Origin of the sequence: Thalassotalea sp. G2M2-11 (genome assembly GCF_017168195.1) — a bacterium.
In the GTDB taxonomy this organism is placed as follows: Bacteria; Pseudomonadota; Gammaproteobacteria; order Enterobacterales; family Alteromonadaceae; genus Thalassotalea_E.
Genome location: NZ_JADNYL010000006.1, coordinates 75,238 through 100,076, shown reverse-complemented (window position 1 = coordinate 100,076; position 24,839 = coordinate 75,238). Strand labels below are relative to the sequence as shown.

The following is a 24,839-nucleotide window of genomic DNA, read 5'->3' as shown; positions in this document are numbered from 1 at the left end:
GTAGCAAAAGCTACGGGTTTTTTCCAACTAGAATAAAATTAGCGTACTAGCTCAATCGAGTATTTTAATTTTATTTTTAGTTTTTTGTCTGGCGACAATAGCACTGTGGCACCACCTGACTCCATGCCGAACTCAGAAGTGAAACGCAGTAGCGCCGATGGTAGTGTGGGAGTTCCCATGTGAGAGTAGGTCATCGCCAGATATCTCATTTAAAGCCCTTGTCTAGTGACAAGGGCTTTTTTCGTTTATGCTATTTATTTTAATTCGGGTCAGAATATATGTCGTGGCAAACTAATTTATCTTGGGAGCTAGCAAAGCAACGTTCGGTTTTTTTTCAACAGATCCGTAATTTTTTTGAAAAAAACGGCGTGATTGAAGTTGAAACCCCAATATTGTCACAAGGTACAGTCACAGATGTGCATTTAGACGCGTTTAAGAGTCGTTATCATTTTCTCCAAGGAAGTGAAATCAGTGATGATCATTTGTACCTACAAACGTCACCTGAATTTGCTATGAAACGATTGTTAGCATCTGGTTATGGCTCAATATATCAGATTTGCAAAGCTTTTAGACATGAAGAAGCAGGACGGTTCCATAATCCAGAATTCACCATGCTTGAATGGTATCGGATTGGCTATGATCATCATCAATTGATGAACGAAGTGAGTGCATTGTTAACAGAAATTCTTGGTTGTGAAGCAGCTGAGAAAATGTCTTATCAGCAGGCATTTGAGCAGATACTAGCGCTCGATCCGTTAGATGTGACTGCCGAGCAATTGAAAAGTTGTCTATCGTCAGAAGGAATTGAGGGAGATTGGATTTCAAGCGAGCAAGATGTTGATGTGTTACTGCAAGTGCTTTTTTCAGAGTGTATAGAGCATCGCATTGGATTAGAAAAGCCCTGTTTGATTTACGATTATCCATCTAGTCAAAGTGCTTTAGCAAAGATCAGTCAGTCTGATCCTAGAGTAGCAGATCGGTTTGAATGTTATTATAAGGGAGTTGAGCTAGCGAATGGTTTTAATGAATTGACTGATGCTACTGAGCAATTACAAAGGTTCGAGCGGGATAATCAACAGCGGATAGCATTAGGGAAAAAAGTTCAGCCAATTGATAATCGTTTTATTGAAGCGCTCACCTATGGTTTACCTCAATGCGCAGGTGTTGCCTTGGGTATAGATCGATTATTTATGCTCTGTAGTGGCGCAGATCACATTGCTAAAACCATGACATTTACCGTAAACAATGCATAAATTAGTTTTGTGATAATATATCAATTGTGATATTATCTCATTATTAAACTTCATTGTTATTTTAGGTTACTATCGTGTTAGACAGAATAGGAATTACAGCAACATCATTATGTGCATTGCATTGCATATTATTGCCTATTCTTTTACCTGCGTTACCCCTTCTGGGTATTAGCTATTTAGCCGATCATACTTGGGAACATGTATTTTTAATTGTTACCGCTATTTTAGGGGCAATTGCGATGTTTTCAGGCTTCAAGCGCTACCATAAAAAAATGTATCCATTTTACCTGCTTGTAATCGGTGTTGCAGTTTATTGGGTCAAGCATGACTTTTCTGAAAGTGTACAACCACTTTTTATTATCATAGGGGCTACATTGATTGTTGCAGCCCATGTGATTAATTTAAAATTGTGTAATAGTTGTAAACAGTGCACTGATCATCAATGCGCGAGTTAAAGATTTAGATCCTTTAGTTTTCGGGTTAAAGTATTTCTTCCCCACCCTAACTTTTTAGCGGCTTCTTGTTTATGACCTTTTGTATTGGTCAATGCACTTTTAATCATAATTTCTTCAAATTGAGGAAGTGCTTTATCAATGATCCCTTGATTACCTTGTGCTAATTGTTCGTTAGCCCATTTTCTTAGCAATGCTTGCCAACTTTGCTCTCCTTGTTCCGTCATTGGACTCGTATCGGTTAATTCACTGGGTAAGTCACTTAGGTGTATTTCCTTACCACTGGCCATCACGGTTAAAAAGCGACAAATATTTTCGAGTTGTCGTACATTACCAGGCCAATCAAATTGAGTAAGATATTCCAAAGTCTCTTTGTCTAACGTTTTAGGTTCTACGCTAAGCTCTTTTGCAGCTTGTAATAAAAAGTGAGTGCATAGTTGTCCAATATCTTCTCTGCGCTCTTTGAGACTCGGAATATGAATACGAATAACATTGAGTCGATGAAATAAGTCTTCTCTAAAATCTCCATTGGCCACTTTATCTTCGAGATTTTGGTGGGTAGCCGCGATGATCCTGACATCAACCTGAATGGGTGAGTGCCCTCCGACACGATAGAATTGCCCATCTGCAAGCACACGCAATAAACGAGTTTGTATATCCAGTGGCATATCGCCAATTTCATCTAGAAAAAGTGTGCCATTATGTGCCTGCTCAAATCGCCCTTGTCGAACGCTGTTAGCACCAGTAAAAGCGCCTTTTTCATGACCAAATAACTCAGATTCAATTAAGTCTTTCGGGATCGCAGCCATATTTAAGGGAATGAAAGGTTCCTTTTCGCGCGGACTATGCATATGCAAAGCGTGGGCTACTAATTCCTTACCTGTGCCGGATTCACCATTAATGAGCACACTGATACTTGAGCGCGATAGCCTGCCAATGGCTCTGAATACTTCTTGCATTGCTGGAGCTTCACCGATAATGCCAACAGAAGCTGAACTATTTTCTTGTGCTTTTGATTTTGCTTTTAATTCTTGTGCGTGACTTAACGCCCTTTGCGTCAATGATAATGCATCATCGATATCAAAAGGTTTAGGTAAGTATTCAAATGCACCGCCCTGATAAGCATTAACGGCACTATCAAGATCCGAATGCGCTGTCATAATGATCACAGGGATAGCGGGATAACGTTGATTGATATCGTTTAGTAGTGTCATACCATCAATATTAGGCATACGGATATCAGAAATAATCACTTCAGGTTGGCCATGATCTAATGCGATTAATAAATTTTCGCCATTATCAAATGAAGCTGAGCTGATATTGGCATTGGAAAATGCTTTTTCTAATACCCAACGAATTGAGCTGTCGTCATCGACAATCCATACTTGTTCAGTGATCATGAGATAACCTCTTGAGAAATAGGTAGCAAAATTATAAATTCGGTATGACCAGGTTGGCTGACACAGGACAGCTTGCCTTGGTGTTGATTAATTAATGTCTGAGAAATAGACAGTCCTAGACCCGTACCGTTTGCACGACCAGATACCATAGGATAAAACAAGGTATCTTGGATTTTTTCAGGTATTCCAGGACCATTGTCGATAATACTAATTTTTGCTGCGAGCTTGATCCGTTTACCATTGATGGTTTTATTACTTGCTGCACGGGTTTTCAAGGTTATTTTCCCGCCTTCTCCCACGACTTGCATGGCATTATTAATGATATTTAAAATTGCTTGATGAATTTTATCTTCATCAAAATTTATGTCAGGGATTGAGGGATCATAATCCTTGAGTATTTGGCAATGCTTTGGACTGCTGAAACTGACCAACTGCTCGACCTTTTCAAGTACCACATGAATGTTTTGCTTAGCCATTTTTGGTAACTGATTAGGGCCCAGTAACTTGTCAACTAGGTTGGTGAGTCGATCAGCTTGTTCAATGATCATTTGAGTATATTCTTGTTGCTCTGTATTTAATTCTTTGTTGAGCAACTGTGCCGCACCACGTAATCCACCCAGTGGGTTTTTTATTTCATGTGCTAAGCCACGGATCAAATCTCGAGCAGATTCCCATTGTTGGTGTTGGAATGCTTCAGCACTCATTTTCTTTTGCTGATCTATCTGTTTGAACTCCAATAAAATGTACGGCTTTTTATCAAAAATCACCGATGAAGCAGTGATTTCAACGGTGATTTTTCTGCGATCAGAAAACTCTAATGTTACATCACTGTCACTGAATTCTTGGCCTGAGGTTAACAGCTGATTAAGGCGATCATCATCGATTGGGTTATTAAAAAAAACCGTATTGAGCGTGCTGTTTTTTAACTTATTGACACTTTTGATTAATAACGCTTCGGCGGCAGGGTTGGCATATTGAATACGCAACTCACTATTTAGCACGATAACAGCCGTTACCATTTGATTAGGTAAGTTTTGCTGATAATAAAGCTTATCGGATTGCATTTTATCGTTTGTTCTATACATACATTCTCTGTGCACCAAAAAGGTGCAGTTAATGTTTCAGTGTAATGCGTTAATTGGCTATTTGCACCTTTTATATGCTTAATTAGCCTTATTTACTGAAGCTCTGTGCATGTAAAAGGTGGTTGGACTTGATGATGCAATTACCTTGCCTTTTTCATCAATAAGTTCCATTTTTAATTGATGTTCGCCACGTTCGATATTACGAAGGACGAAAATGGAGTGGGATTGGGGTTTGTCATAAGGGGTATTATCCAGTAGTAACCTAATTTTTAACCCTTTTTTAAAGATAGGCTTGATGCGCCCTGATACATAAACCGAGCCAGTGTTATCACGTACTGTGGCTTTATCGGCGGGCTGAATTAATTCTACTTGGTATTTTTCTTCAATTACTTTTGGTTTGATATCAAGAATTGAGGTGTCGATTGAAGACGACATTTGATTGGACTTTTTTACTTCAACTTCTTCAGCACCTGGTTTAGGGCTGTCAGAGTACACAAGTACGCCTTCAGCATTACGCCAGACATAAATTTTAGTGGTAGTTGCATAAACCGCAGTAGATAACATTACTGCTAACATCACTAATGTACTGAATTTTAACAAAGTCAAATAGCTACCTTTTTCAAAAAGATACGTATAATCTATCCAAAATATTCGTATTTAGCTATAAAAAAAGCTCACTTAGTGAGCTTTTTTTACATGGTAAGATAAGTATATACGATTAGACGCTATAGTACATATCAAATTCTACAGGGTGTGTCGTTGAGTTTAATGTTTCAACTTCTGCGCGTTTTAATTCAATGTAAGCATCGATCATATCGGCATCCATAACACCACCTGCCATTAAGAATTCTTTGTCTGCTTCTAAGGCATTTAATGCTTCTTCAAGTGAAGATGCTACTTGAGGAATTGCAAGTGCTTCCTCTGCTGGAAGGTCGTATAAGTCTTTATCCATAGCATCACCAGGGTGAATTTTGTTTTTGATACCGTCAAGACCAGCCATTAACATTGCTGAGAATGCTAAGTATGGGTTAGCTGTAGGATCAGGGAAACGAACTTCAATACGTGTTGCTTTTGGCGTAGGTACAATTGGAATACGAATTGATGCACTACGGTTACGGGCAGAATAAGCAAGCATAACAGGTGCTTCAAACCCAGGAACAAGACGCTTGTATGAGTTAGTTGAAGCGTTAGTGAAAGCGTTTAACGCTTTAGCATGCTTAATGATACCACCAATGTAGTAAAGAGCAGTTTCAGACAATCCGCCGTACTTGTCACCAGAGAATAAGTTAACACCATCTTTTGCTAAAGATTGATGTACGTGCATACCTGTACCGTTATCACCAACTAATGGTTTTGGCATAAAAGTAGCTGTTTTACCGTAAGCGTGTGCTACGTTATGAACAACATACTTGTAGATTTGTACTTCATCCGCTTTTTTGACCATAGTGTTAAAGCGACATGCGATTTCATTTTGACCCGCAGTGGCTACTTCATGGTGATGTGCTTCAACCACTAAGCCCATTTCTTCCATTACTAAACACATGGCTGAACGTAAATCTTGAGAAGAATCTACTGGCGCAACTGGGAAGTAACCCCCTTTAACACCAGGACGGTGACCTGTGTTACCATCTTCATAATGTGTGGCGCCGTTCCATGCAGCTTCTTTATCATCAATTTTGTACATAGAACCAGACATATCTGTGTGGAACTTAACGTCATCAAATACGAAAAACTCTGGCTCAGGACCTATTAATACCGTATCGGCAATGCCTGTAGAGCGCATGTAATCTTCAGCACGATGTGCAACTGAACGAGGGTCGCGGCTGTAGCCTTGCATTGTTGCTGGTTCAACAATGTCACAACGGATATTTAAGGTAACTTCTTCTGTAAACGGGTCTAATACTGCTGTATCAGCATCAGGCATTAATACCATGTCTGATTCATTAATGCCTTTCCAACCAGCAATTGAAGAACCATCAAACATTTTTCCTTCTTCGAAAAAATCTTCATCAATTTGGTGATGAGGAAGAGAAACATGTTGCTCTTTACCTTTAGAATCAGTGAAACGTAAATCAACGAATTTTACATCGTTTTCTTTGATCATATTTAAAACTGTTTGTGACATTGAGCGTCTCCAGTGAAGTTATCGAATAAATTGTAAATGCTATATTGCATCATAAGTTGATTGCATAATAGCTAAAATCGTGCCAAGCAATAAAGCCTTTAAAATCAATAACATTAAAAGTTTAAGGAGTCATGGTTGCACGATATTGGTGCGCTTGTTGTTCTATGTTGGTGCGATCCAGCTTAGTGCAGCCGATAAAAATATGCCAGTGGAAATTTAGGTTCGCGGTACAAATTATTAATTGTCGCTATATTTTCTATTCTCCTGTACAATACGCGCCCACTTATTGAGGCCTTAAGAGCAGATGCCCGTGTTAGAAAATTTACGTAATATTGCGATTATCGCGCATGTTGACCATGGTAAAACCACATTAGTCGATAAATTATTAGATCAGTCAGGTACTTTAGATGCAAGAACGGATCTTGAAGACCGAGTGATGGATTCCAATGATATTGAAAAAGAACGTGGCATCACAATTTTAGCAAAAAATACCGCCATTAACTGGAACGAATACCGTGTTAATATTGTAGACACACCGGGTCACGCGGATTTCGGTGGTGAAGTTGAGCGTGTTATGTCAATGGTTGATTCTGTTTTATTAATTGTTGACGCGCAAGAAGGCCCGATGCCACAAACACGTTTTGTTACGCAAAAAGCCTTTGCTCAAGGGTTAAAGCCAATTGTTGTTATTAATAAAATTGACAAGCCTGGTGCAAGACCTGAGTGGGTGATGGATCAGGTATTTGATCTATTTGATAATTTAGGTGCGACTGATGATCAGTTAGACTTTCAAGTGGTTTACGCGTCAGCAATAAATGGTTGGGCATCATTAGAAGAAGGTGAAGTGGGCAGTGATATGACACCACTTTTCCAAACCATTGTTGATCAAGTACCTAAACCTGATGCGGATCCTGATGGTGCATTTCAGATGCAAATCTCGCAATTAGACTACAGTTCATACGTAGGGGTTATTGGCGTTGGTCGTGTGACACGTGGCACGGTTAAACCTAATCAGCAAGTCACCGTTCAAGGCTCTCGCGGTAAAATTCATAATGGTAAAGTGGGTAAGGTTTTTGGCTATTTAGGTTTAGATCGCCATGAAGTTGAGCAAGCTGAGGCTGGTGATATTATTGCTATCACAGGCTTAGGAGAGCTGAAAATTTCTGATACCATTTGTTGTCCAAATGAAGTCGAACCTTTGCCAGCGCTATCAGTTGATGAGCCAACTGTTACTATGACTTTCCAAGTCAATACATCACCTTTTGCTGGCCAAGAAGGTAAATATGTCACTTCACGCAATATTAAAGACAGATTAGAAAAAGAGTTAGTGCATAACGTTGCTCTACGTGTTGAACAACTTGATGATCCTGATAAGTTTAAAGTGTCTGGGCGCGGTGAATTACATTTAGGTATATTAATTGAAAATATGCGTCGTGAAGGTTATGAATTAGCAGTATCGCGTCCTGAAGTTATCATGAAGGAAGTTGATGGTGAAATTCACGAACCATATGAAACCGTTACTATTGATGTTGAAGAAGAACATCAAGGCGCCATTATGGAAAAAATGGGGCTACGTAAAGCAGAATTAACTGATATGGCACCTGATGGTAAAGGTCGGATTCGTATGGACTTTATTATGCCAAGTCGTGGTTTAATTGGTTTCCAAACTGAATTTATGACGTTAACTTCAGGTTCAGGGTTGATTTATCACACCTATTTTGAATATGGGCCTCATAAAGGGGGGGAAATCGGGCAGCGTAATAATGGAGTATTAATTGCTAATGCTACCGGTAAAGCCTTAACGAATGCATTATTTAACTTACAAGAGCGTGGACGCTTAATGATAGGCCATGGTGTTGAAGTTTATGAAGGTATGGTGATTGGTATTCATAGTCGTGATAACGATTTAACTGTTAACGCACTAAAAGGTAAGCAACTGACCAACGTGCGCGCATCAGGTACTGATGATGCACAGGTGCTAACACCTGCTATTAAAATGACATTAGAGCAGGCATTAGAGTTTATTGATGATGATGAGTTAGTAGAAGTAACGCCTGAGAATATACGTATTCGTAAAAAATGGTTAAAAGAATCCGATCGTAAGCGCGAAAGCCGCAACGCGAAAAAATAATAAATTAAGATAGTAAATAAAATGCCGCCTTGATTGATTTCAACGCGGCATTTTTTATGGCATTTCATTGGTAATTAACTTAAATGGCTGTTTAGTATTCTTCTGTTGAGTAGTAACCTTTGTAAGACATGTCTTAAATCTATGTCAGATTTTAAATCATATCTCTTTGTTTTTTATAAGTGAATCTTTTTAACTTATTGATTAGGTTGGCTTTTTTGTTTTATGGTGAAGTTGAGGATTTTATTAGTTATTCACTGGTCGATATGTAAGCTAGCTGAATCTGAAATGCTTGCTACACTTGCTATTAAGTTATAAAGCCTAATAGCACATTGCTGTATTTTGAATGGACTTAAAATGAACGGAGTGAACACAGTGGAGCAAAGGAAAGTAAACCGATTAAATACATTGTTCGAAAAAATGGTTTCAGAAAATGCGAATCTTCGCGAACGGCAAGAGCTTAACCACTTATACCAAGAGTACATTAACGATGGACGTACTCCTGCCGCCAAGAAATCGTTAGATAACTCGCTTAAGAGAATCGCGCTAGGTTAGTAACTATCTAATAAAAATAATATTGTAAAAAGGAATTAAGGGATGTCCCCCGAGCAATTACTGACACTGCAAAAACTTAGCCGACAGTTTGAGGAAGGTGTAGCGGGTCCTACACAGGTAAGGCAACTGTCTGAATTACTGTCGACAATCAACTGTCATAATGAATCAATAGAAGAGCATGTTGATAAGTTAGTGAGAAGTGATATTACTGAACAAGTATGAGTAATAAGTAGTAACAAAAACAAAAAAAGCGGTGACTTTTGTCAAGGTCACCGCTTTTTTGTATTTATATATCCGATGTTGCCATTACTCTGTTTGTTGTAATGACTCAATAAAACTTTGTGAATTGTTGATCGCTTTATTCATTTCCGAGATTAATACATTGATGTCTCGTTTCAGCCCTTTATATTCACCTTTTAACGCGCCAATCGCTTGAGCATTAAGGTTGTGTTTTAAAAATAGGGTATTGTCTTTTAATGTGGCGAGTACGGGGGGCATTTTATCAGCCGCACGATACATTGCGTTGATTAAAGTTCTGTAACGCTGTTGGGTACTGCGCAGTTTACTGCTACTTTGGCGCTTTAAACTTGCGTTTGAGTATTGTTCTATTTCTTCTTGCCACTCATCAAATAATGCCTCGGCAACATTCTCAATGGACGAAATACGTTCATTAACCTCTTCTGCTGCTTTTAGGCTGGCTTGGTAATGTTGTTCGCTCAATTCATATTGGCTTTGCAAGTCTCCACCATCAAAATTGATCAACTGGGAAAGTTGTTCAAGCGCGCTTTTAAACTCTTCTTTCGCTTCTTGCTGAGAGTCACTTGCTTCTTCAACACGGTCGATCAAAATATCACGCTTATGTAAGCCTACTTTTTCCATGGCTGAATAATAGGCTGATTGGCAACCGATGGTGCCAATCAAGATAAACACAACCCAATATGGAAATAGTTTATTCAGCGTCATATTCATGATCAGCTGCCTTTATACCGAGCTGCATCGATGACAGACCACACATGAAAAATAAAGCCGACTGCCGCCATAAAGAATAATATACCCGTGGCAGCGAGGGTATAGTTTACCCAAGTTAACAGGAAAAAGAGGATCGCAGCTAAAATTCTCCCTTGTACTAATTGACCTAACCCAGCAATAAAAAAACTACAAATAGCAGCAAGTACATTGCCACCTGAACCTTGTCCTGACATATAAACTCCTGTTGATTAAAGATCACTATAGGCTTAGCTTGTATATTCATAATATACTGTAAGGTAAGCAAATTAACTATATATGATTATGAAGCCTTTTGAAAAGAAATTTATCTTTAGCTTGTGGCGTACTTTTTGTGAGTTTATTTGGTTCTTTACCAAGCGAGCAAGTTCAGAGCAAGTGCATGTCAGTGCAGGGTACTTATCCTATGTTACGCTAATGTCATTAGTACCAATGATGGTGGTGATGTTATCAGTAATGACTGCTTTTCCTATTTTTGCTGAGATCAAGGGCATCATTGAAGGCTTTGTCTACCAAAATTTTATCCCTGCCTCAGGTGATGTGGTAAAAGAGCATATATCCAGTTTTGTCAGTAATGCTTCCAAGATGTCAGCCATTGCGATTACTTTCCTGTTCTTATTTGCTTTATTACTCATCTCGGCAATAGATAAAACATTAAATAAAATTTGGCAGGTGGATAAGAAACGAAAAGTGGTTACTGCATTTTCTATGTACTGGATGGTGTTAACTTTAGGTCCTGTTCTCGTGGGTAGTAGTATTGCAGCAACAACCTATATTGCTAAATTGATGTCCCTTGAAGAATATGACTTATTTGGCATGGCCAATATATTGATGCGCATGTTACCCATTTTTTCATCGATTGCTGCCTTCTTAATTTTGTATTTAGTTGTTCCTAATAAAGACGTTAATTTTAAATGTGCGTTGATTGGAGCCATTTTAGCGGGGGTATTGTTTGAGTTAGCCAAAAAAGGTTTTGCTTTTTATGTTACTCAGCTGCCTTCTTATCAGGCGATATATGGCGCTTTAGCGAGTATACCTATTTTATTCCTATGGGTTTATTTATCTTGGTTAGTGGTATTATTTGGTGCATTGTTTACAGTATGTTTAGAAGACTTCCTTATTGAAAGGAGTAAAGATGTCTCGTAATTTATTCCCCAAAATAGGCGCATATAAAAAAGAGTGGCTTGAGGTGGGCTATAACCATCAGGTCTACCTCGAGCAATCTGGTAATCCAGATGGCATCCCCGTACTGTATTTACATGGCGGGCCCGGTGGGGGCTCCAGTGAAAATCATCGACGTTATTTTGATCCTCAAAAGTACCGAATTATCATCTTTGATCAACGAGGTTGTGGACAATCAATACCCTCGCCCTCGGTAGAGAATAATTCGACAGAGTGGTTAATCAAGGATATTGAGCAGATCCGATTACATTTAAATGTAGATAAATGGCTAGTGGTTGGTGGTTCTTGGGGGACAACATTAGCCATGTTGTATGGAATTGCTCATGCTAATCGTGTGTTAGGGTTTATTTTACGAGGCGTATTTCTTGGTACCCAAGCTGAGTATGATTGGCTTTATTCACCTGATGGAGCCGCAAATTTTTATCCTGAATTTTATCAAGAGTTTTTAGCGCCGCTTGATGAGGCCGATAAACACAAGCCTCTACAAGGCTATCAGCATATTTTTGCCTCTGATAATGAAGTGGCGAAAATAGCGGCAAGTAAAGCTTGGTACTTATGGGAGTTACGTTTATCAACCATTGAACATTTTCAACTTGCGGCATTACATATTGAAGATACCCATCAAGCTCACTGTATGGCAGAGTTATCACAGCATTATTTTTCAAATCAATGTTTTATTCCTGAAGATTTTATTATTGATAATATTGACAAAATTAGTGCAATCCCAGCAATTATTATTCATGGACGTTACGATATGGTATGTCAATTGACCCATGCACATCGACTCACAAATGCTTGGCAAAATGCCAGCCTTCAGATTTTGCCTCAGGCTGGGCACAGTGGTTTTGAGAGACAAACTATCGATGCAATATGTAAAGCAACGGATGTTATGGTGAATTTTTTAAAAGAGCATAATGAATGATTGCATTAATTCAACGTGTCACAAATGCCAGTGTTGAGGTTGAACAAGAAATTGTCGGTGAAATTGAGCATGGTTTACTGGTGTTATTAGCCATAGAACCAGCTGACGATGAACAGAAAGCAAAGCGCTTGGCGCAACGGGTTGCTGGTTATCGTGTGTTTGAAGACGAAAATGGTAAAATGAACCTTAACGTTAAGCAAGCAGGTGGTGATATTTTAGTGGTATCACAATTTACCCTTGCCGCAGATACCACCAGAGGGATGCGCCCTAGCTTTACCAGTGCTGCTTCACCACAAATAAGTAACACCCTTTATCAGTTTTTTTGTCAGCAATTGAGAGAGCAAGGATTCAAGGTACCAACGGGAATATTTGGGGCAGATATGAAGGTTAGCCTAGTAAATGATGGTCCAGTAACGTTCAATCTTTCTATTTAACTAATACCTTAAGCCGATGGTAACTTGGTCTTATGACAACGAAATACCATGCTGCCATAGCTGTTGCCAACGGTTAAATTGATGAGGCTTTAATGGGCTGTGCTCTTTTTGTGCTACGCCAATTGTTGGATGCAAATGTACAATAATGTTTTTGTATTGCGGCACATTAAAATAAGTCAGTTCACGGTTTTGTTTAATTTTGCTTAAATAACGTAATGTGCGGTTCAATTGTTTTTCTGTTAAATCGACCAAATTGATGGTCATCCAAGCCTTACTGGTTAAGTGAGTGAGTAATTGCTGAATAAGTTCTACCGACTCTAGATCACTGCGTTGTGCCTGAAAGATGTCAAAAATTAACCAATGGCAATGCACAGTTTTTTGCTGAGCTAGCCAACTATTTGCCGCTTGACAGTTAATATCAATGTGGATGTTGTCGGGATTAAAGTATTGTTCAAAGCATTGGATCACCTGCAGGTTATTTTCAACACTCATTAGCTGGCTATCAGGAACAACAGCCTTGATAAACCTTAAGATATTTCCACCGCCTAATCCTAGCTCGATTACTTTCTTTGGCGTCATAAAGAGTAGTGGTAGCGTGATAAAATACTGGTGAGGCAAGGTCAGCTGGTGATTTTTTCGTTTGAGCATGATGCTTTGTACGATATGATCAAAGCATAAAAATCGATAATGATTGTTTTCTTTGATATTGATATTTTCATCATCGCGAACGAGATAAAGCAACTGACTTTGTTGTAAATGAATATCCAGTTTCATTTTATACTAATTTACTGATAATCAATAATAATTAACATAAAGCATAGACAATGATTGAGTGTAGAGCACCTAAAACGAAAAAAGAATTTCAACAGTACTACCAACTTAGATGGCAAATATTACGAGCACCTTGGCAACAAGCTCAAGGCAGTGAACAGGATGAATTGGAAAAGCAATCGATTCACCGTGCGATATTTGATGCTGATAATAATATCCTTGCCATTGGTCGTTTGCACTTTACCGATCAACATCATGCCCAAGTGCGTTATATGGCGGTTGAAGAAGCTGTTCAGGGGCAAGGTTATGGTCAACGCATTTTAGCTGCCTTAGAGCAAGAGGCACAATTAAGAGGCGCTAAATCTTTAAGCTTGCAGGCGCGAGAAAGTGCATTAAATTTTTATCAAGGCTTAGGTTATCAATATGTGGCTAAGTCACACCTTTTGTACCAGCAAATTCAGCATCACCAAATGGAGAAAGCGCTAGCGCCCCTGCCCGCTCATTTAAATGAGTTATCTACCGAGCTACAACAAACATGGCATAACACTATTCCGTTGAGTAAGGCGATGAATATTGAAATAAGCTTTTATGATAAGCAGCGCTTAATCACAAGTTGTGAACCAAGCTTTAATAAAAACCTGCATAACACTATGTTTGCCGGCAGTATTTACACTTTGGCTACCTTAACGGGCTGGGGTTGGGTGTATTTGCAACTGGTTAACAATGAATGTGAAGGGGATATCGTGTTAGCTGACGCATCAATAAAGTATTTAGCCCCTATTGCAGGTGTGGTTAGTAGCAGTACTTGTGAGACTCAAGTACAGGGTGATATCTTGGCGCTTCAAAGCAATCAAAAAGCGCGATTTAATGTTGCGGTTGAATTATATAGTGGTGATATTGTTGCGGCTAAATTTATTGGAAAGTATGTGGTGCTCCCTAAAAATGATTAATGTATTGAAACCTTTTATTGTCATGCTATTGATACTGTTTAGTTGTGCTCTCTCGGCGAATGATAAACTAGATCAAACCTTAGATAATTTTCATCAAGCGGCATCAGAAGCAGATTTTGAACGTTATTTTTCTCTGTTGGCTGAGGAGAGTATCTTTTTGGGTACAGATGCGACAGAGCGTTGGACCAAACAGCAATTTGCTGAATATGTGAAACCTTATTTTGCTCGCGGTCAAGGGTGGACCTACGTGAGTACTGAACGCAACTTTTCTCCTATTGCAGGCACAAATTTGGTCTTTTTTGACGAGTTACTTGAAAATGACAATTATGGTCAATGCCGAGGTACCGGTGTTCTAAGGTTAAACAACGGTCAGTGGCAAATATTACAATATAACTTATCGGTAATGGTGCCGAATCAGCTGGCAAAATCTGTTGTGTCATTGATACAAGGTAAGCAATAACAATTACGGTGAAGCAAGTGAATAATCTGCAAGAACAAACAAAAAGTGTCGGGATAATAGGTTGTGGCTGGCTAGGTAAAGCATTAGTACCTGCATTAATTAATGAGCAATATCAAGTCATTGCGACCACGCAAACATTAGATAAACTTGCCGACATTGAAGCCTTAGGCGCTAGCGCTGAGTTACTTAGTTTACCACTGAGTGGTGAGCAAATGGTAGAAAACTATCAAGTGTTTCATTGTGACGTATTGGTTATCTGCATAACGCCGCAAATAAGGCATGGGCAAAAAGACTACCCCGAAAAAGTCGCACAATTAGTGAGTTGTGCACAGCAGAGCCAGGTCAGTAAGATTATTTTGATCAGTTCAACCGCTGTTTATGATGGCTATGTTGGTGAAGTCAGTGAAGCACTGCCTTTGAAAACTGAGCTTGAAAAGGTGGCGATTCTTGCTGAAGCTGAGCAACAGGTAGTAAACTTTTCTGGTGATAGTATCGTGTTAAGGTGTGCTGGTTTGGTGGGGGAAGATCGACAACCCGGACGATTTTTTCGTCAAGGGCGGGTACTAACACAACCTAATGCCTATGTGAATTTGATCCACCAAACTGATGTTGTTCAGCAACTGATGTTGTTAATATCATCGAATGTCACAGGCATATTTAATGCGGTTGCAGATATGAAAGTAACTAAGCAGCAATTTTATACTGCAGCGGCAAAAGCTTTAAACCTAGCACCTCCTTGTTTTGACGAACAAAATAGTGAGCAAGCAAGCAAACGAGTCGTTGGTGATAAGCTCCGACAAGCATTGAATTATCAATATCATTATCCGGATTTAGTCCAATGGCTTAACTTGCAATAAGCTTTCATGCTCAACGAAATAATACTACCACCAGCAGTGAGTTACTGCTGGTGGTAGTATTGGTATAAGGTTAGTTTGATGAGGAAATTTCGGTGCCAAGCGTGGCTAACCAGGCATCAAAATCCAATAAATTGGCGGGTAAGATAATTTTTCGGCTTTGTTGGCTTAGCCCTGCCATTTTATCTAAATATTGCTGATTGAGCTGCATATGAATGGCTTGGTTACCTCCTGGTTGCTCTATCGCTTGGGCGACTTTACTGATAGCGTTACTGGTTGCTGTTGCTATGGCAATAATTTCCTCTGCTCGTCCTTCGGCAGAATTGATCCTACGCTGTTTTTCACCTTCTGAAATATTGATCATTTCTCGCATTTGCCCTTCAGAGCGGTTAATGCGACTGGCTTTATCACCTAAGCTTTTTGCTAAGATTGCTCGCTTTTCTCGCTCGGCATTGACTTGTAATTCCATAGCATTTTTCACGGTTAACGGTGGCGTTAGGTTTTTGATTTCATAACGATGGACGCGAATGCCCCAGGTTTCACCGGCTTTGTCTAATACTTCCACCACTTTAGCACTTATAATATCGCGCTCTTCAAAGGTGCGATCTAAATCAAGTGTGCCAATCACAGAGCGTGTGGTAGTTTGCGCCAATTGCATTGCGGCAAAACGATAATCGGTAATACCATAACTTGCTTTAAGCGAATCCACTACTTGAATGTAAATAACGCCATCAACTTCAACATTTACTTCGTCTTTAGAGAAGCACTCTTGGGGCGGAACATCAATGGTTTCTTCTTTGAGGTCTTGAATGAAAGCAACACGGTCAAAGAAGGGCAATAGTACGTGAAATCCGGCTTCTAAGGTACATCGATATTTCCCTAAACGTTCAACGACGTAAGCAGATTTGGTTGGTACTAAGCAGATTGCTTGAATAAACTTAAAGGCTAAATAAAGAAAAATGGCAGCCCAAATTGCTAATACAATTATGTCGATATTACTCACATTGCTCGGGATCATGATTTAGCTCCTTGTACTGTTTGGGTGACTTTATCGATACCTTCAAAAAAGCCTTCCATTTTGGCAAGTTCACTTGGTACTACTGAGACATCTGCCGTTTTTAATATATCCCCTGTTTGTTGGATAAACTGCTCTAATAAGCGCATTTTTATTGCTTTGTCACCACTTGGCTCAGCTGCCGCTTTGGCAATAAGATTGATCCCTTCGGCTGTTGCTTTAGTTAGAATATCAATTTCTTGAGCGCGTCCGTGGGCTTCATTAATTTGTCGCTGTTTATCCCCTTCAGATAAATTGATTGCTTCTTGGCGCTCACCTTCAGATAAATTAATCGTTGATTCCTTTTCTGCTTGTGCCAAGGTGATTTCAGCACGTTTTTGTCGTTCAGCTTCCATTTGTTTTTCTAAGGTGTGGATGACATTTGCTGACGGGGTGATATTTCGTACTTCGTATCTTAATACTTTGATCCCCCATGGATCAGAAGCTTTATCAATTTCACGTACGATGATCTCATTTAATGTATCACGTTCAGAAAATGTCTCACTTAAATTGAGCTTGCCAATTTCACTACGCATTGTGGTTTGCGCTAAATTTACGCTCGCACGGCGATAATCTTCGATACCATAACTGGCCTTTGCGCCATCCATCACTTGTATGTAAACCAAGCCATCGACATCAATTTGAATGTTATCGCGGGAAATACAGCTTTGTGAGGGAATATCGAGTACTTGCTCTCGGGTTTCATGCCGGTAAGCGACACGATCGAAAAAAGGGATCAGAAAGTGTAGACCTGGTTGCATAACGGCACGAAATTTACCTAAGCGTTCAATAACACACACTTCTTTCATTGGGACAATTAGCACTAATTTCATGACAATGAAAAGTAGTGCCAAAAACACAAACGTGATAATGGCTAACATAGTATGCTCCTAGAGATTATTATTTTGTTATTTAAATGAGCTAAGTGATTATTTTAGTGGTTCAACCACCAAAGAAATATTATCTTTACAGACAATCATGGCATGAGTCCCTTTATCGAGTTTGCGACCATCACTCAGGGCTGACCAGGTTGTGCCTTGGTAGCTGACACGTCCTGCATTGGTACCAGGACCAATCGCTTCAGTGACAATGACTTCCTTACCGTAGATGTCTAACTCTTCATAGACATTTTCTATGGTTTGCTCGCCTTTAAAGAACTTTTCGGTAAAAAAATACAGTACAAAAAGTAAGATGGAAGCACAGATAAACCAAGCGGTGAGTGTCATCGCCCATGTATCTAGTAATTGCTGTTGTACACCAATGGCAACCAATAAAGATGCTATCCCTAAATTGAGCAGAATACCGCCAGGGATCACTATTTCCAGACATGAAAACAGGAGAGCTAATACAATCCAAGTTTCATAATACAATATATATTCCACTGATAACTCCTTGTTGCTCAGCAGCATGAAAATTAAACAAGTATTTTATCTATGCATTAGCATAGCACAAAGTAAATATTATGTTTCATTGCTGTAATAATGAAGTTATCAGTAGTGACATAATATGTCAATAAGGTATTTTAACATCAACTAAAAAGGTGATTACTCAAACTTTGTTGCTAACGCCCGATGCGCTAACTTAGTGGAAAGAGGGCGCAAGACGCCTTCTGCAATAATTGCCGCATATAAAACAATCAGTAAGTTCACGGCAAAAGCTGGGTAGAAAACACTATGTGTGCTTATTGCTTCTTCACTAGAAAAAATCGCAATAGTGCCAATTAAGAAAGCGATAAATGCTGCGCCATAAATAAAAATTACCTGCCTTTTTAGTATGAGTGAAAGGAATTCACTCGCAGGAGAGTGGTTAATATCATTCGCGAAGATGTAACTTAATCCGTAGATTGACTTAATTAAGCCATGAGAGCCAAAAGCGATTACTGTGGACGAATAAGTAAATAATATTAAAAATAGTACACCGTAAAAATCGGCGAACATGCCTAGATCTCCGCCAAGTAAAACCAACATTAAAATTGCACCACAAACGACTAATAACGCTAAAAAACTTTGCATGATATTTTTCCTTTTCCAATTAACATCAGGGTTAGTTGAAATGGCAAATAACTCTTTTGGTGAAGTATCAAAGGCTGCTGCCAGTGCTAATTGCGTTTCAGCGGAGCAATTACCATCTTTTTCAGCCCGTTGAATTGTGCGTAAACTTAAGCCAGCGGCTTTAGCTAACAATTCTTGTGACCAACCGTTATCAAGTCGAAGTTGTTTAATCCGTTCGGGTGATAGAGTGCTACTAGATTCTGACAAGTGATACCCCTAAAAAGTTATCTGTATTTCCTGACCGAATATGACCAGAAAAAAGAAAACAAGCGATAATTTTATTACGTCATTATAGCGACATAATTACGCCAGAGCATAGTTCTATTGACTTCGCGAGTAGTTATCAAAAAAGCCAGCTAAGGCTGGCTTTTGATTTAAGCAGTTAATATCGCGTTGAATGAAAAGATATTTTCAAGGCTTTACCAAGATAGGTGAGTTAAAATATCTTCATTAACAGTGTTTGCTAAAGTTACTTTTAACTTAGGTGTGCGTGCCATTTCGCGTTTTATAGCAAAATTAGCTTCTTCGTTACGTGCCCAACTACGACGTGCAATACCATTGTTTACATCAAACAATAACATTGATTTTAAGCGACGCTCTGCGGCATTTGAGCCATCTAGCAGCATACCAAAACCACCGTTAATGACTTCACCCCAGCCAACACCACCGCCGTTGTGGATTGACACCCAAGTCGCACCACGAAAGCTGTCACCAATGACATTGTGAATAGCCATGTCTGCGGTAAAGCGGCTACCGTCGTAGATATTAGAGGTTTCTCTAAACGGTGAATCGGTACCTGAGACATCATGATGATCGCGACCTAATACCACAGGGCCAATTTCGCCGGCGTTTATTGCATCGTTAAACGCTTTGGCTATTTCCATACGTCCTTGGGCATCAGCATAAAGAATACGCGCCTGAGAACCAACCACTAGCTTGTTTTGCTTGGCGTCTTTGATCCAAGTGATATTATCCTGCATTTGCTGCTGAATTTCTTCCGGTGATTCAGCCATGATTTTATTCAACACTTGTGCAGCAATGGCATCGGTTTTGTCTAAATCTTCTGCTTTACCTGATGCACAGACCCAACGAAATGGTCCAAAACCATAGTCAAAGCACATAGGACCTAAGATATCTTGCACATAAGATGGGTATTTAAAATCAATGCCATTTTCAGCCATAACATCACCGCCTGCGCGCGATGCTTCTAACAGAAAGGCATTACCATAATCAAAAAAGTAGGTACCACGCGCTGTATGCTTATTCACCGCATCCGCATGGCGCTTTAATGTCGCTTGTACTTTCTGTTTGAATAGCTCGGGCTCTTCTCTTATTAAACGATTAGATTCTTCGTAACTAATATCAACGGGGTAATAACCACCTGACCATGGGTTGTGCAGCGACGTTTGATCTGAGCCTAAGTGAACAAAAATTTCTTCGCTGTAGAAAGTTTCCCAAACATCAACGATATTGCCAATATAAGCAATAGAAACCACTTCTTCGTTTGCTTGTGCAGCTTTAACACGAGCGATTAGCTCATCCATATTATCAATTAACTCATCCACCCAACCTTGTGCGTGACGTTTAGTGGCTGCTTTTGGGTTAACCTCAGCACATACGGTAATACAGTTAGCAATATTGCCCGCTTTTGGCTGAGCGCCACTCATACCACCTAAACCTGCGGTTAGGAAGATTTTACCTTCTGGTGTTTCACCCTTGTTTAAGACTTTACGAAAAGCATTCATCACAGTAATGGTTGTACCATGTACTATGCCTTGTGGCCCTATGTACATAAATGAACCCGCTGTCATTTGACCATATTGAGTAACACCAAGGGCGTTAAACTTTTCCCAATCATCTGGTTTTGAGTAATTGGGGATCATCATGCCGTTAGTGACTACGACCCGAGGTGCATCTTCACTTGAAGGGAATAATCCCATCGGATGGCCTGAATAAATATGTAAAGTTTGGTCACTTTCCATTTCACTTAAGTACTTCATGGCTAACAAGTATTGCGCCCAGTTCTGGAACACAGCACCGTTACCACCGTAGGTAATAAGCTCTTCTGGATGCTGTGCAACGGCTGGATCTAAGTTGTTATCTACCATTAACATGATGGCAGCTGCTTGCTGACATTTTGCCGGGTAGTCACTTACTGATCTGGCTTTCATTTCGTAGCTTGGTTTAAAGCGGTACATATAAATACGGCCAAAGTCGCTGAGTTCTTGAGCAAATTCTGTGGCTAATTCTTGGTGCCATTCTTTAGGGAAGTAACGCAAGGCGTTTCTGACAGCAAGCTGCTTTTCCTCAACAGACAGAATATCTTTACGCTTTGGCGCACGATTAGCGTCAGCGGGATAAGGTTTTGCTGGTGGCAACTCGCTTGGAATACCTTGTTTAACTTGTTGTTGAAAGCTCATCGTTGTATCCATCATAAAAACTCCCCTTAATTGACCACGGTATTAACATTAACATTAACATTGACGTTAAAGGCTTGCGTTTTGACCATGGCAATCATGGCATCAATATCAGGCTTTAATAGTCTATCTTGTTCAAGTTTGTCGACTTTTGCTCGGATTATTGCAAAGTTCTCTTCGATAATATCTGAACATTTATTCGGACGTCTAAAATCTATCGCTTGCGCCGCATACATGAGTTCTATTGCTATTATTTTCTCTAAGTTGCCTAAGATCTGATTGAACTTTCGACTTGAAATACTGCCCATGGAAACGTGATCTTCTTGTCCCATAGATGTTGGTACACTGTCTGCCGATGGTGGGAAACACAGGGACTTGTTTTCTGTAACCAACGCGGCAGTGGCATATTGTGGGATCATCATGCCAGAGTTTAAACCGCCCGACGTGGTTAATAAGCGAGGTAATCCGTGTAAACCTTCTAACAGTAGATAACAACGGCGGTCGGCAATATTACCCAATTCAGCTACAGCAATTGAGGCATAATCAAGCACCATAGCTAATGGCTGACCATGAAAACTACCACCAGAAATTGCTTCTTCATCACTGATCACTATTGGGTTATCAGTAACAGAATTCATCTCAGTTTCTGCTAATTCTTTTAAGTGGTTGTAAGCGTTACGCGATGCACCATGTACCTGCGGAATACAACGTAAAGAGTATGGGTCTTGTACGCGGTCACAATTAGTATGTGATGCCATATTTTTTGAATCTTTAAAAAAGCTTCGCATGCGCGCTGCTACTTCTATATTGCCCACAAACGGGCGGGTAGCGTGTAGCTCTTCTCGAAATGGTGACTCACTGCCTTGCATACCTTCGATACTCATTGCACCAGCTAAATCTGCTAAGTCCAACAAATAACGCATTTTTGTTAGTCCAGTAATTGCGTGCGATAAGATAAATTGCGTACCGTTAATAAGGGCTAAACCTTCTTTAGCTTGCAAATCCATTGGAGCTAGACCGTGCTCACCTAATATTTGTGCTGCTGGCACCGGTTTATCACCCTGCCAAAATTCACCTTCACCGAGCAGAGGTAAGAATAAATGTGATAGGGGAGCTAAATCACCTGATGCGCCAACAGAGCCTTGCTCTGGTACTACAGGAATAAGATCACGCTCAATAAAAGTTAACATTCTTTGTACTGTTTCTAGACGAATGCCTGAATAACCTTGGCTTAAAGCATGTACTTTAGTGATCAACATTAATTTAGAAATGGCTTTAGCAATTGGCTCACCGACACCAACCGCATGGGTGATCAGTAGGTTCTTTTGTAGCAAGTTAGTTTCTTCTGGTGTGATTTGTGTGTCACATAACGGACCAAAACCTGTGTTGATGCCGTAAACCGCTTGCTTTGACGCCGCCATTTTCTCAACTCTTTGACGGCTTGTATTAATTTTATCGATCGCTTCTTGGCATAGTTCTGCTTTAATCGTTCCGTTGGCAATATCATTGACTGTGTCAAGTGTTAAACGGTCGATACCATATTTAAACGTCATCTTAACGCTCCTAATTTAAAACTAAATGGCTACCTAAACGGTATTTATTTCCGGGTGCCGTTAATATTGCTAAGCTCACGACACCTTGGCTTGACCAGGTACGGCGCTTAACTTGTAAACAGGGGGTGCTGTCATCGATTGCCAGTAATTGACAAATGTGATGCTTGGCTAACACAGCTTCTATTTCATGAGTGGCCTCTGTTAATGGGGCTTCATTCGACAAATACTCATGAGGGGTAATTTGTGCAAAGTTTTGTTGTAAGTAATTAGGCACTAACTGACTATTGACAAAGCGTTGCTCTAATTGGATGGGTTCATTATTTTCAAAATGCAGTACTTCAGAATAAAAAACACTGTCACTATTTTCTACGCCGAGTAAAATAGCAATTTCGTCGGTGACGGGCACAGGTTTTAGCGTTAACTGCTCTGCTTGATGTTGATGACCGCGTTCATGGATTTCATCAGCAATATTACGAATTTCAAGTAATGATGATTGTGATTTAAAGGTTGCAACAAAAGTGCCGGCACCTTGAGAGCGTACTAGCAAGCCTTGTTCGGTTAATTCTTGTAACGCACGACGTGCAGTCATACGGCTAACGGTAAATTGCTCTGCAAGTTCATTTTCAGAAGGCACTTTAGCATTTTGTTGCCATTGTCCCGTTTCGATCATTTGGCAGATATGCTCTTTGATCACGGTAAATTTTGCTTTGGTTTGACTCATGGTTAATGCATTACTATTGGTTGTATATACAATTTAGCACAAGCTAAGTGGATGTCAATAGTTGTATATACAAGCTTGAGTATTCTATTCGCTTGTTGTAGAGTTCGGCTATGATCGCGTTAATGAACGCTTCACCTTCAAATTACCTTGGATAAACAATGACGGTTTCTGCAGCCAATTGGCATACATTATTTATTAACGTTAACTTAGCGACCATGACCGATGGTGCCAATAGCTATGGCATCATTGAACAGGCAGCACTGGCAGTCGCGGATGGTAAAATTGCTTGGCTGGGAGCTATGGTCGATTTACCTGAATATGATGAGCAACAAGTGCAAGTGGTTGAGGGAAATGGCCAGTGGCTAACCCCCGGTTTGATTGATTGTCATACTCATTTAGTTTATGGCGGCAACCGGGCCAATGAGTTTGAAATGCGACTTGAAGGCAAAAGTTATCAAGAAATTGCCCAAGCGGGTGGTGGGATCGTGGCAACGGTGAATGCGACGCGACATGCTAGCGAACAATCATTGTATGACAGCGCACTCCCTCGTTTACAGGTTCTGCATCAACAAGGGGTAACCACGGTTGAAATAAAATCTGGCTACGGGCTTGATACCGAAAATGAAATCAAAATGCTCAAGGTGGCGGGGAAGCTGGCTAATGCTGTGCCTGTGACCGTTAAACGTACCTTTTTAGGTGCACATGCCTTACCTATTGAGTTCAACGATCGTCCGGATGAGTATATCGATGTAGTTTGTGATGAGATGTTGCCACTAATTGCCGAACAGAGCTTAGCGGATGCAGTGGATGTGTTTTGTGAAGGTATCGGCTTTAATATTGAACAAACCGAACGAGTTTTTTCGGCGGCGAAACAGCATGGTTTGCCAGTAAAAGTGCATGCTGAACAGTTATCAAACCTTGGAGGCACTGAACTGGCGGCAAGCTATCAAGCATTATCGTCTGATCATATCGAATTCCTTGATAGCAAAGGGGTTACGGCAATGAAACAAGCCGGTATGGTTGCGGTGTTATTGCCAGGAGCATTTTATTTTTTACGTGAAACACAATTACCGCCTATTAATGAACTGCGTCAACAACAAGTACCTATAGCAATAGCGACTGATGCTAACCCAGGCTCTTCACCGATCAATAATATTCAATTAATGTTAAACATGGCGTGTACGTTATTTAAATTAACGCCAGTCGAAGCATTAGCCGGCGTAACTTGCTTTGCTGCTAAAGCATTAGCTGAAGATACAACAAAAGGAAAACTCGCTATAGGTTTTGATGCTGATATTGCCATGTGGGATATAACACAACCTGCTGAATTATCGTATCAATTTGGCGTGAATCCGTTAACAGCATTGTATAAATTAGGGAATCAGGCAATTTAATTAGCGCGAAATCATTAATGTAATTGCTATAACATTAGGATAAAGTGTCTATACTATAGAGATCACGTTAGTT

Annotated in this window: 26 protein-coding genes and 1 rRNA gene; 13 read left to right on the top strand and 14 right to left on the bottom strand. The window is 39.9% G+C overall.

The features are described from left to right. Window positions 1–87: 87 nt before the first annotated feature. From rrf to IV514_RS17050, 3 genes are all read left to right on the top strand, one after another. A 5S ribosomal RNA gene (gene rrf, locus IV514_RS17060) occupies window positions 88–202 on the top strand. A gap of 76 nt (window positions 203–278) precedes the next feature. Then, window positions 279–1,253, top strand: coding sequence for an elongation factor P--(R)-beta-lysine ligase (epmA, locus tag IV514_RS17055; protein ID WP_206486522.1), 975 nt, complete (start codon window positions 279–281; stop codon window positions 1,251–1,253). Between the two features lie 74 nt (window positions 1,254–1,327). Beyond that, window positions 1,328–1,708, top strand: a complete 381-nt coding sequence (locus IV514_RS17050) for a MerC domain-containing protein (RefSeq protein ID WP_206486521.1) — start codon at window positions 1,328–1,330, stop codon at window positions 1,706–1,708. Here IV514_RS17050 and glnG read toward each other — a convergent pair. The 4 genes from glnG to glnA all read right to left on the bottom strand — a co-directional run bounded on the left by glnG (window position 1,705) and on the right by glnA (window position 6,315). Further along, window positions 1,705–3,105, bottom strand: coding sequence for a nitrogen regulation protein NR(I) (gene glnG, locus IV514_RS17045; protein WP_206486520.1), 1,401 nt, complete (start codon window positions 3,103–3,105; stop codon window positions 1,705–1,707). The two genes, IV514_RS17050 and glnG, sit on opposite strands and share 4 nt — an antisense overlap. Continuing rightward, window positions 3,102–4,190: a nitrogen regulation protein NR(II) gene (glnL, locus tag IV514_RS17040; RefSeq protein WP_241242443.1), complete on the bottom strand. Its 1,089-nt coding sequence runs from the start codon at window positions 4,188–4,190 to the stop codon at window positions 3,102–3,104. The genes glnG and glnL overlap by 4 nt, the downstream gene beginning before the upstream one ends. Before the next feature lie 78 nt (window positions 4,191–4,268). Beyond that, entirely contained in the window at window positions 4,269–4,796 is a 528-nt protein-coding gene (locus IV514_RS17035) for a DUF4124 domain-containing protein (RefSeq protein ID WP_241242442.1), read from the bottom strand. A gap of 112 nt (window positions 4,797–4,908) precedes the next feature. Next, window positions 4,909–6,315 (bottom strand): glutamate--ammonia ligase, encoded by a 1,407-nt coding sequence (gene glnA, locus IV514_RS17030; protein WP_206486519.1) that lies wholly within the window; start codon window positions 6,313–6,315, stop codon window positions 4,909–4,911. A 304-nt stretch (window positions 6,316–6,619) separates the two neighbouring features. Here glnA and typA point away from each other — a divergent pair, with 304 nt between their 5' ends. The 3 genes from typA (at window position 6,620) to IV514_RS17015 (ending at window position 9,220) form a co-directional block, all read left to right on the top strand. After that, the gene (gene typA / locus IV514_RS17025; RefSeq protein ID WP_206486518.1) at window positions 6,620–8,446 is read left to right on the top strand and encodes a translational GTPase TypA; all 1,827 of its coding nucleotides are present in this window, start codon (window positions 6,620–6,622) and stop codon (window positions 8,444–8,446) included. A 354-nt stretch (window positions 8,447–8,800) separates the two neighbouring features. After that, window positions 8,801–8,998: a hypothetical protein gene (locus IV514_RS17020; protein ID WP_206486517.1), complete on the top strand. Its 198-nt coding sequence runs from the start codon at window positions 8,801–8,803 to the stop codon at window positions 8,996–8,998. A gap of 42 nt (window positions 8,999–9,040) precedes the next feature. Then, complete coding sequence (locus IV514_RS17015; RefSeq protein WP_206486516.1) at window positions 9,041–9,220, top strand: hypothetical protein; 180 nt, start codon at window positions 9,041–9,043, stop codon at window positions 9,218–9,220. A gap of 84 nt (window positions 9,221–9,304) precedes the next feature. On the opposite strand, the gene IV514_RS17010 is transcribed toward IV514_RS17015, so the two are convergent. Both IV514_RS17010 and IV514_RS17005 read right to left on the bottom strand, forming a co-directional pair. Continuing rightward, the gene (locus IV514_RS17010) at window positions 9,305–9,961 is read right to left on the bottom strand and encodes a DUF2959 domain-containing protein (RefSeq protein WP_206486529.1); all 657 of its coding nucleotides are present in this window, start codon (window positions 9,959–9,961) and stop codon (window positions 9,305–9,307) included. A gap of 8 nt (window positions 9,962–9,969) precedes the next feature. Further along, window positions 9,970–10,200: a hypothetical protein gene (locus IV514_RS17005; protein ID WP_206486515.1), complete on the bottom strand. Its 231-nt coding sequence runs from the start codon at window positions 10,198–10,200 to the stop codon at window positions 9,970–9,972. A gap of 88 nt (window positions 10,201–10,288) precedes the next feature. Here IV514_RS17005 and IV514_RS17000 point away from each other — a divergent pair, with 88 nt between their 5' ends. Genes IV514_RS17000 through dtd form a run of 3 tightly spaced genes read left to right on the top strand, consistent with a single transcriptional unit; the run spans window position 10,289 to window position 12,541 of the window. Then, window positions 10,289–11,149: a virulence factor BrkB family protein gene (locus IV514_RS17000; protein WP_206486514.1), complete on the top strand. Its 861-nt coding sequence runs from the start codon at window positions 10,289–10,291 to the stop codon at window positions 11,147–11,149. After that, complete coding sequence (gene pip, locus IV514_RS16995) at window positions 11,139–12,107, top strand: prolyl aminopeptidase (protein WP_206486513.1); 969 nt, start codon at window positions 11,139–11,141, stop codon at window positions 12,105–12,107. The genes IV514_RS17000 and pip overlap by 11 nt, the downstream gene beginning before the upstream one ends. Beyond that, a complete protein-coding gene (dtd, locus tag IV514_RS16990) occupies window positions 12,104–12,541 on the top strand; it encodes a D-aminoacyl-tRNA deacylase (RefSeq protein ID WP_206486512.1) in 438 nt (145 codons plus the stop codon). Before pip ends, dtd begins: the two co-directional genes overlap by 4 nt. A gap of 30 nt (window positions 12,542–12,571) precedes the next feature. Here dtd and IV514_RS16985 read toward each other — a convergent pair whose 3' ends face one another. Further along, a complete protein-coding gene (locus IV514_RS16985) occupies window positions 12,572–13,315 on the bottom strand; it encodes a hypothetical protein (RefSeq protein WP_206486511.1) in 744 nt (247 codons plus the stop codon). A 50-nt stretch (window positions 13,316–13,365) separates the two neighbouring features. On the opposite strand from IV514_RS16985, the gene IV514_RS16980 reads away from it, so the two are divergent. The 3 genes from IV514_RS16980 to IV514_RS16970 are packed head-to-tail and all read left to right on the top strand — an operon-like array spanning window position 13,366 to window position 15,579. After that, window positions 13,366–14,262: a bifunctional GNAT family N-acetyltransferase/hotdog fold thioesterase gene (locus IV514_RS16980; RefSeq protein ID WP_206486510.1), complete on the top strand. Its 897-nt coding sequence runs from the start codon at window positions 13,366–13,368 to the stop codon at window positions 14,260–14,262. Continuing rightward, window positions 14,255–14,722: a nuclear transport factor 2 family protein gene (locus IV514_RS16975; RefSeq protein ID WP_206486509.1), complete on the top strand. Its 468-nt coding sequence runs from the start codon at window positions 14,255–14,257 to the stop codon at window positions 14,720–14,722. Before IV514_RS16980 ends, IV514_RS16975 begins: the two co-directional genes overlap by 8 nt. A 17-nt stretch (window positions 14,723–14,739) precedes the next feature. Next, entirely contained in the window at window positions 14,740–15,579 is an 840-nt protein-coding gene (locus IV514_RS16970) for an NAD(P)H-binding protein (protein WP_206486508.1), read from the top strand. Between the two features lie 70 nt (window positions 15,580–15,649). Here the strand turns inward: IV514_RS16970 and IV514_RS16965 are convergent, their stop codons facing one another. The 7 genes from IV514_RS16965 to hutC form a co-directional block, all read right to left on the bottom strand. Next, the gene (locus IV514_RS16965; RefSeq protein WP_206486507.1) at window positions 15,650–16,594 is read right to left on the bottom strand and encodes a stomatin-like protein; all 945 of its coding nucleotides are present in this window, start codon (window positions 16,592–16,594) and stop codon (window positions 15,650–15,652) included. After that, window positions 16,591–17,511 (bottom strand): stomatin-like protein, encoded by a 921-nt coding sequence (locus IV514_RS16960; protein WP_206486506.1) that lies wholly within the window; start codon window positions 17,509–17,511, stop codon window positions 16,591–16,593. The genes IV514_RS16965 and IV514_RS16960 overlap by 4 nt, the downstream gene beginning before the upstream one ends. Before the next feature lie 48 nt (window positions 17,512–17,559). Continuing rightward, window positions 17,560–18,012: an NfeD family protein gene (locus IV514_RS16955; protein WP_206486505.1), complete on the bottom strand. Its 453-nt coding sequence runs from the start codon at window positions 18,010–18,012 to the stop codon at window positions 17,560–17,562. 162 nt (window positions 18,013–18,174) lie between these two features. Then, complete coding sequence (locus IV514_RS16950) at window positions 18,175–18,888, bottom strand: helix-turn-helix transcriptional regulator (RefSeq protein ID WP_206486504.1); 714 nt, start codon at window positions 18,886–18,888, stop codon at window positions 18,175–18,177. Between the two features lie 212 nt (window positions 18,889–19,100). Then, window positions 19,101–21,113 (bottom strand): urocanate hydratase, encoded by a 2,013-nt coding sequence (locus tag IV514_RS16945; protein ID WP_206486528.1) that lies wholly within the window; start codon window positions 21,111–21,113, stop codon window positions 19,101–19,103. A gap of 14 nt (window positions 21,114–21,127) precedes the next feature. Further along, on the bottom strand, window positions 21,128–22,651 hold the full coding sequence (hutH, locus tag IV514_RS16940; RefSeq protein WP_206486503.1) for a histidine ammonia-lyase: 1,524 nt from the start codon (window positions 22,649–22,651) through the stop codon (window positions 21,128–21,130). 10 nt (window positions 22,652–22,661) lie between these two features. Continuing rightward, window positions 22,662–23,372, bottom strand: a complete 711-nt coding sequence (gene hutC / locus IV514_RS16935) for a histidine utilization repressor (RefSeq protein ID WP_206486502.1) — start codon at window positions 23,370–23,372, stop codon at window positions 22,662–22,664. A gap of 158 nt (window positions 23,373–23,530) precedes the next feature. Between hutC and hutI the strand changes: the two genes are divergently transcribed. After that, complete coding sequence (hutI, locus tag IV514_RS16930; protein ID WP_206486501.1) at window positions 23,531–24,766, top strand: imidazolonepropionase; 1,236 nt, start codon at window positions 23,531–23,533, stop codon at window positions 24,764–24,766. Window positions 24,767–24,839 lie beyond the last annotated feature (73 nt).

Bases quoted from the DNA above. Each gene is read 5' to 3' on its own strand.
- IV514_RS16960 (WP_206486506.1), bottom strand. From the start codon at position 17,511: ATGTTAGCCATTATCACGTTTGTGTTTTTGGCACTACTTTTCATTGTC.
- glnA (WP_206486519.1), bottom strand. From the start codon at position 6,315: ATGTCACAAACAGTTTTAAATATGATCAAAGAAAACGATGTAAAATTC.
- hutH (WP_206486503.1), bottom strand. From the start codon at position 22,651: ATGACGTTTAAATATGGTATCGACCGTTTAACACTTGACACAGTCAAT.
- IV514_RS16980 (WP_206486510.1), top strand. From the start codon at position 13,366: ATGATTGAGTGTAGAGCACCTAAAACGAAAAAAGAATTTCAACAGTAC.
- IV514_RS17015 (WP_206486516.1), top strand. From the start codon at position 9,041: ATGTCCCCCGAGCAATTACTGACACTGCAAAAACTTAGCCGACAGTTT.
- hutC (WP_206486502.1), bottom strand. From the start codon at position 23,372: ATGAGTCAAACCAAAGCAAAATTTACCGTGATCAAAGAGCATATCTGC.
- glnG (WP_206486520.1), bottom strand. From the start codon at position 3,105: ATGATCACTGAACAAGTATGGATTGTCGATGACGACAGCTCAATTCGT.
- IV514_RS17000 (WP_206486514.1), top strand. From the start codon at position 10,289: ATGAAGCCTTTTGAAAAGAAATTTATCTTTAGCTTGTGGCGTACTTTT.
- epmA (WP_206486522.1), top strand. From the start codon at position 279: ATGTCGTGGCAAACTAATTTATCTTGGGAGCTAGCAAAGCAACGTTCG.
- IV514_RS17020 (WP_206486517.1), top strand. From the start codon at position 8,801: ATGAACGGAGTGAACACAGTGGAGCAAAGGAAAGTAAACCGATTAAAT.
- hutI (WP_206486501.1), top strand. From the start codon at position 23,531: ATGACGGTTTCTGCAGCCAATTGGCATACATTATTTATTAACGTTAAC.
- IV514_RS16985 (WP_206486511.1), bottom strand. From the start codon at position 13,315: ATGAAACTGGATATTCATTTACAACAAAGTCAGTTGCTTTATCTCGTT.
- typA (WP_206486518.1), top strand. From the start codon at position 6,620: ATGCCCGTGTTAGAAAATTTACGTAATATTGCGATTATCGCGCATGTT.
- IV514_RS16945 (WP_206486528.1), bottom strand. From the start codon at position 21,113: ATGGATACAACGATGAGCTTTCAACAACAAGTTAAACAAGGTATTCCA.
- IV514_RS17005 (WP_206486515.1), bottom strand. From the start codon at position 10,200: ATGTCAGGACAAGGTTCAGGTGGCAATGTACTTGCTGCTATTTGTAGT.
- IV514_RS17010 (WP_206486529.1), bottom strand. From the start codon at position 9,961: ATGACGCTGAATAAACTATTTCCATATTGGGTTGTGTTTATCTTGATT.
- glnL (WP_241242443.1), bottom strand. From the start codon at position 4,190: ATGTATAGAACAAACGATAAAATGCAATCCGATAAGCTTTATTATCAG.
- IV514_RS16975 (WP_206486509.1), top strand. From the start codon at position 14,255: ATGATTAATGTATTGAAACCTTTTATTGTCATGCTATTGATACTGTTT.
- dtd (WP_206486512.1), top strand. From the start codon at position 12,104: ATGATTGCATTAATTCAACGTGTCACAAATGCCAGTGTTGAGGTTGAA.
- IV514_RS16965 (WP_206486507.1), bottom strand. From the start codon at position 16,594: ATGATCCCGAGCAATGTGAGTAATATCGACATAATTGTATTAGCAATT.
- pip (WP_206486513.1), top strand. From the start codon at position 11,139: ATGTCTCGTAATTTATTCCCCAAAATAGGCGCATATAAAAAAGAGTGG.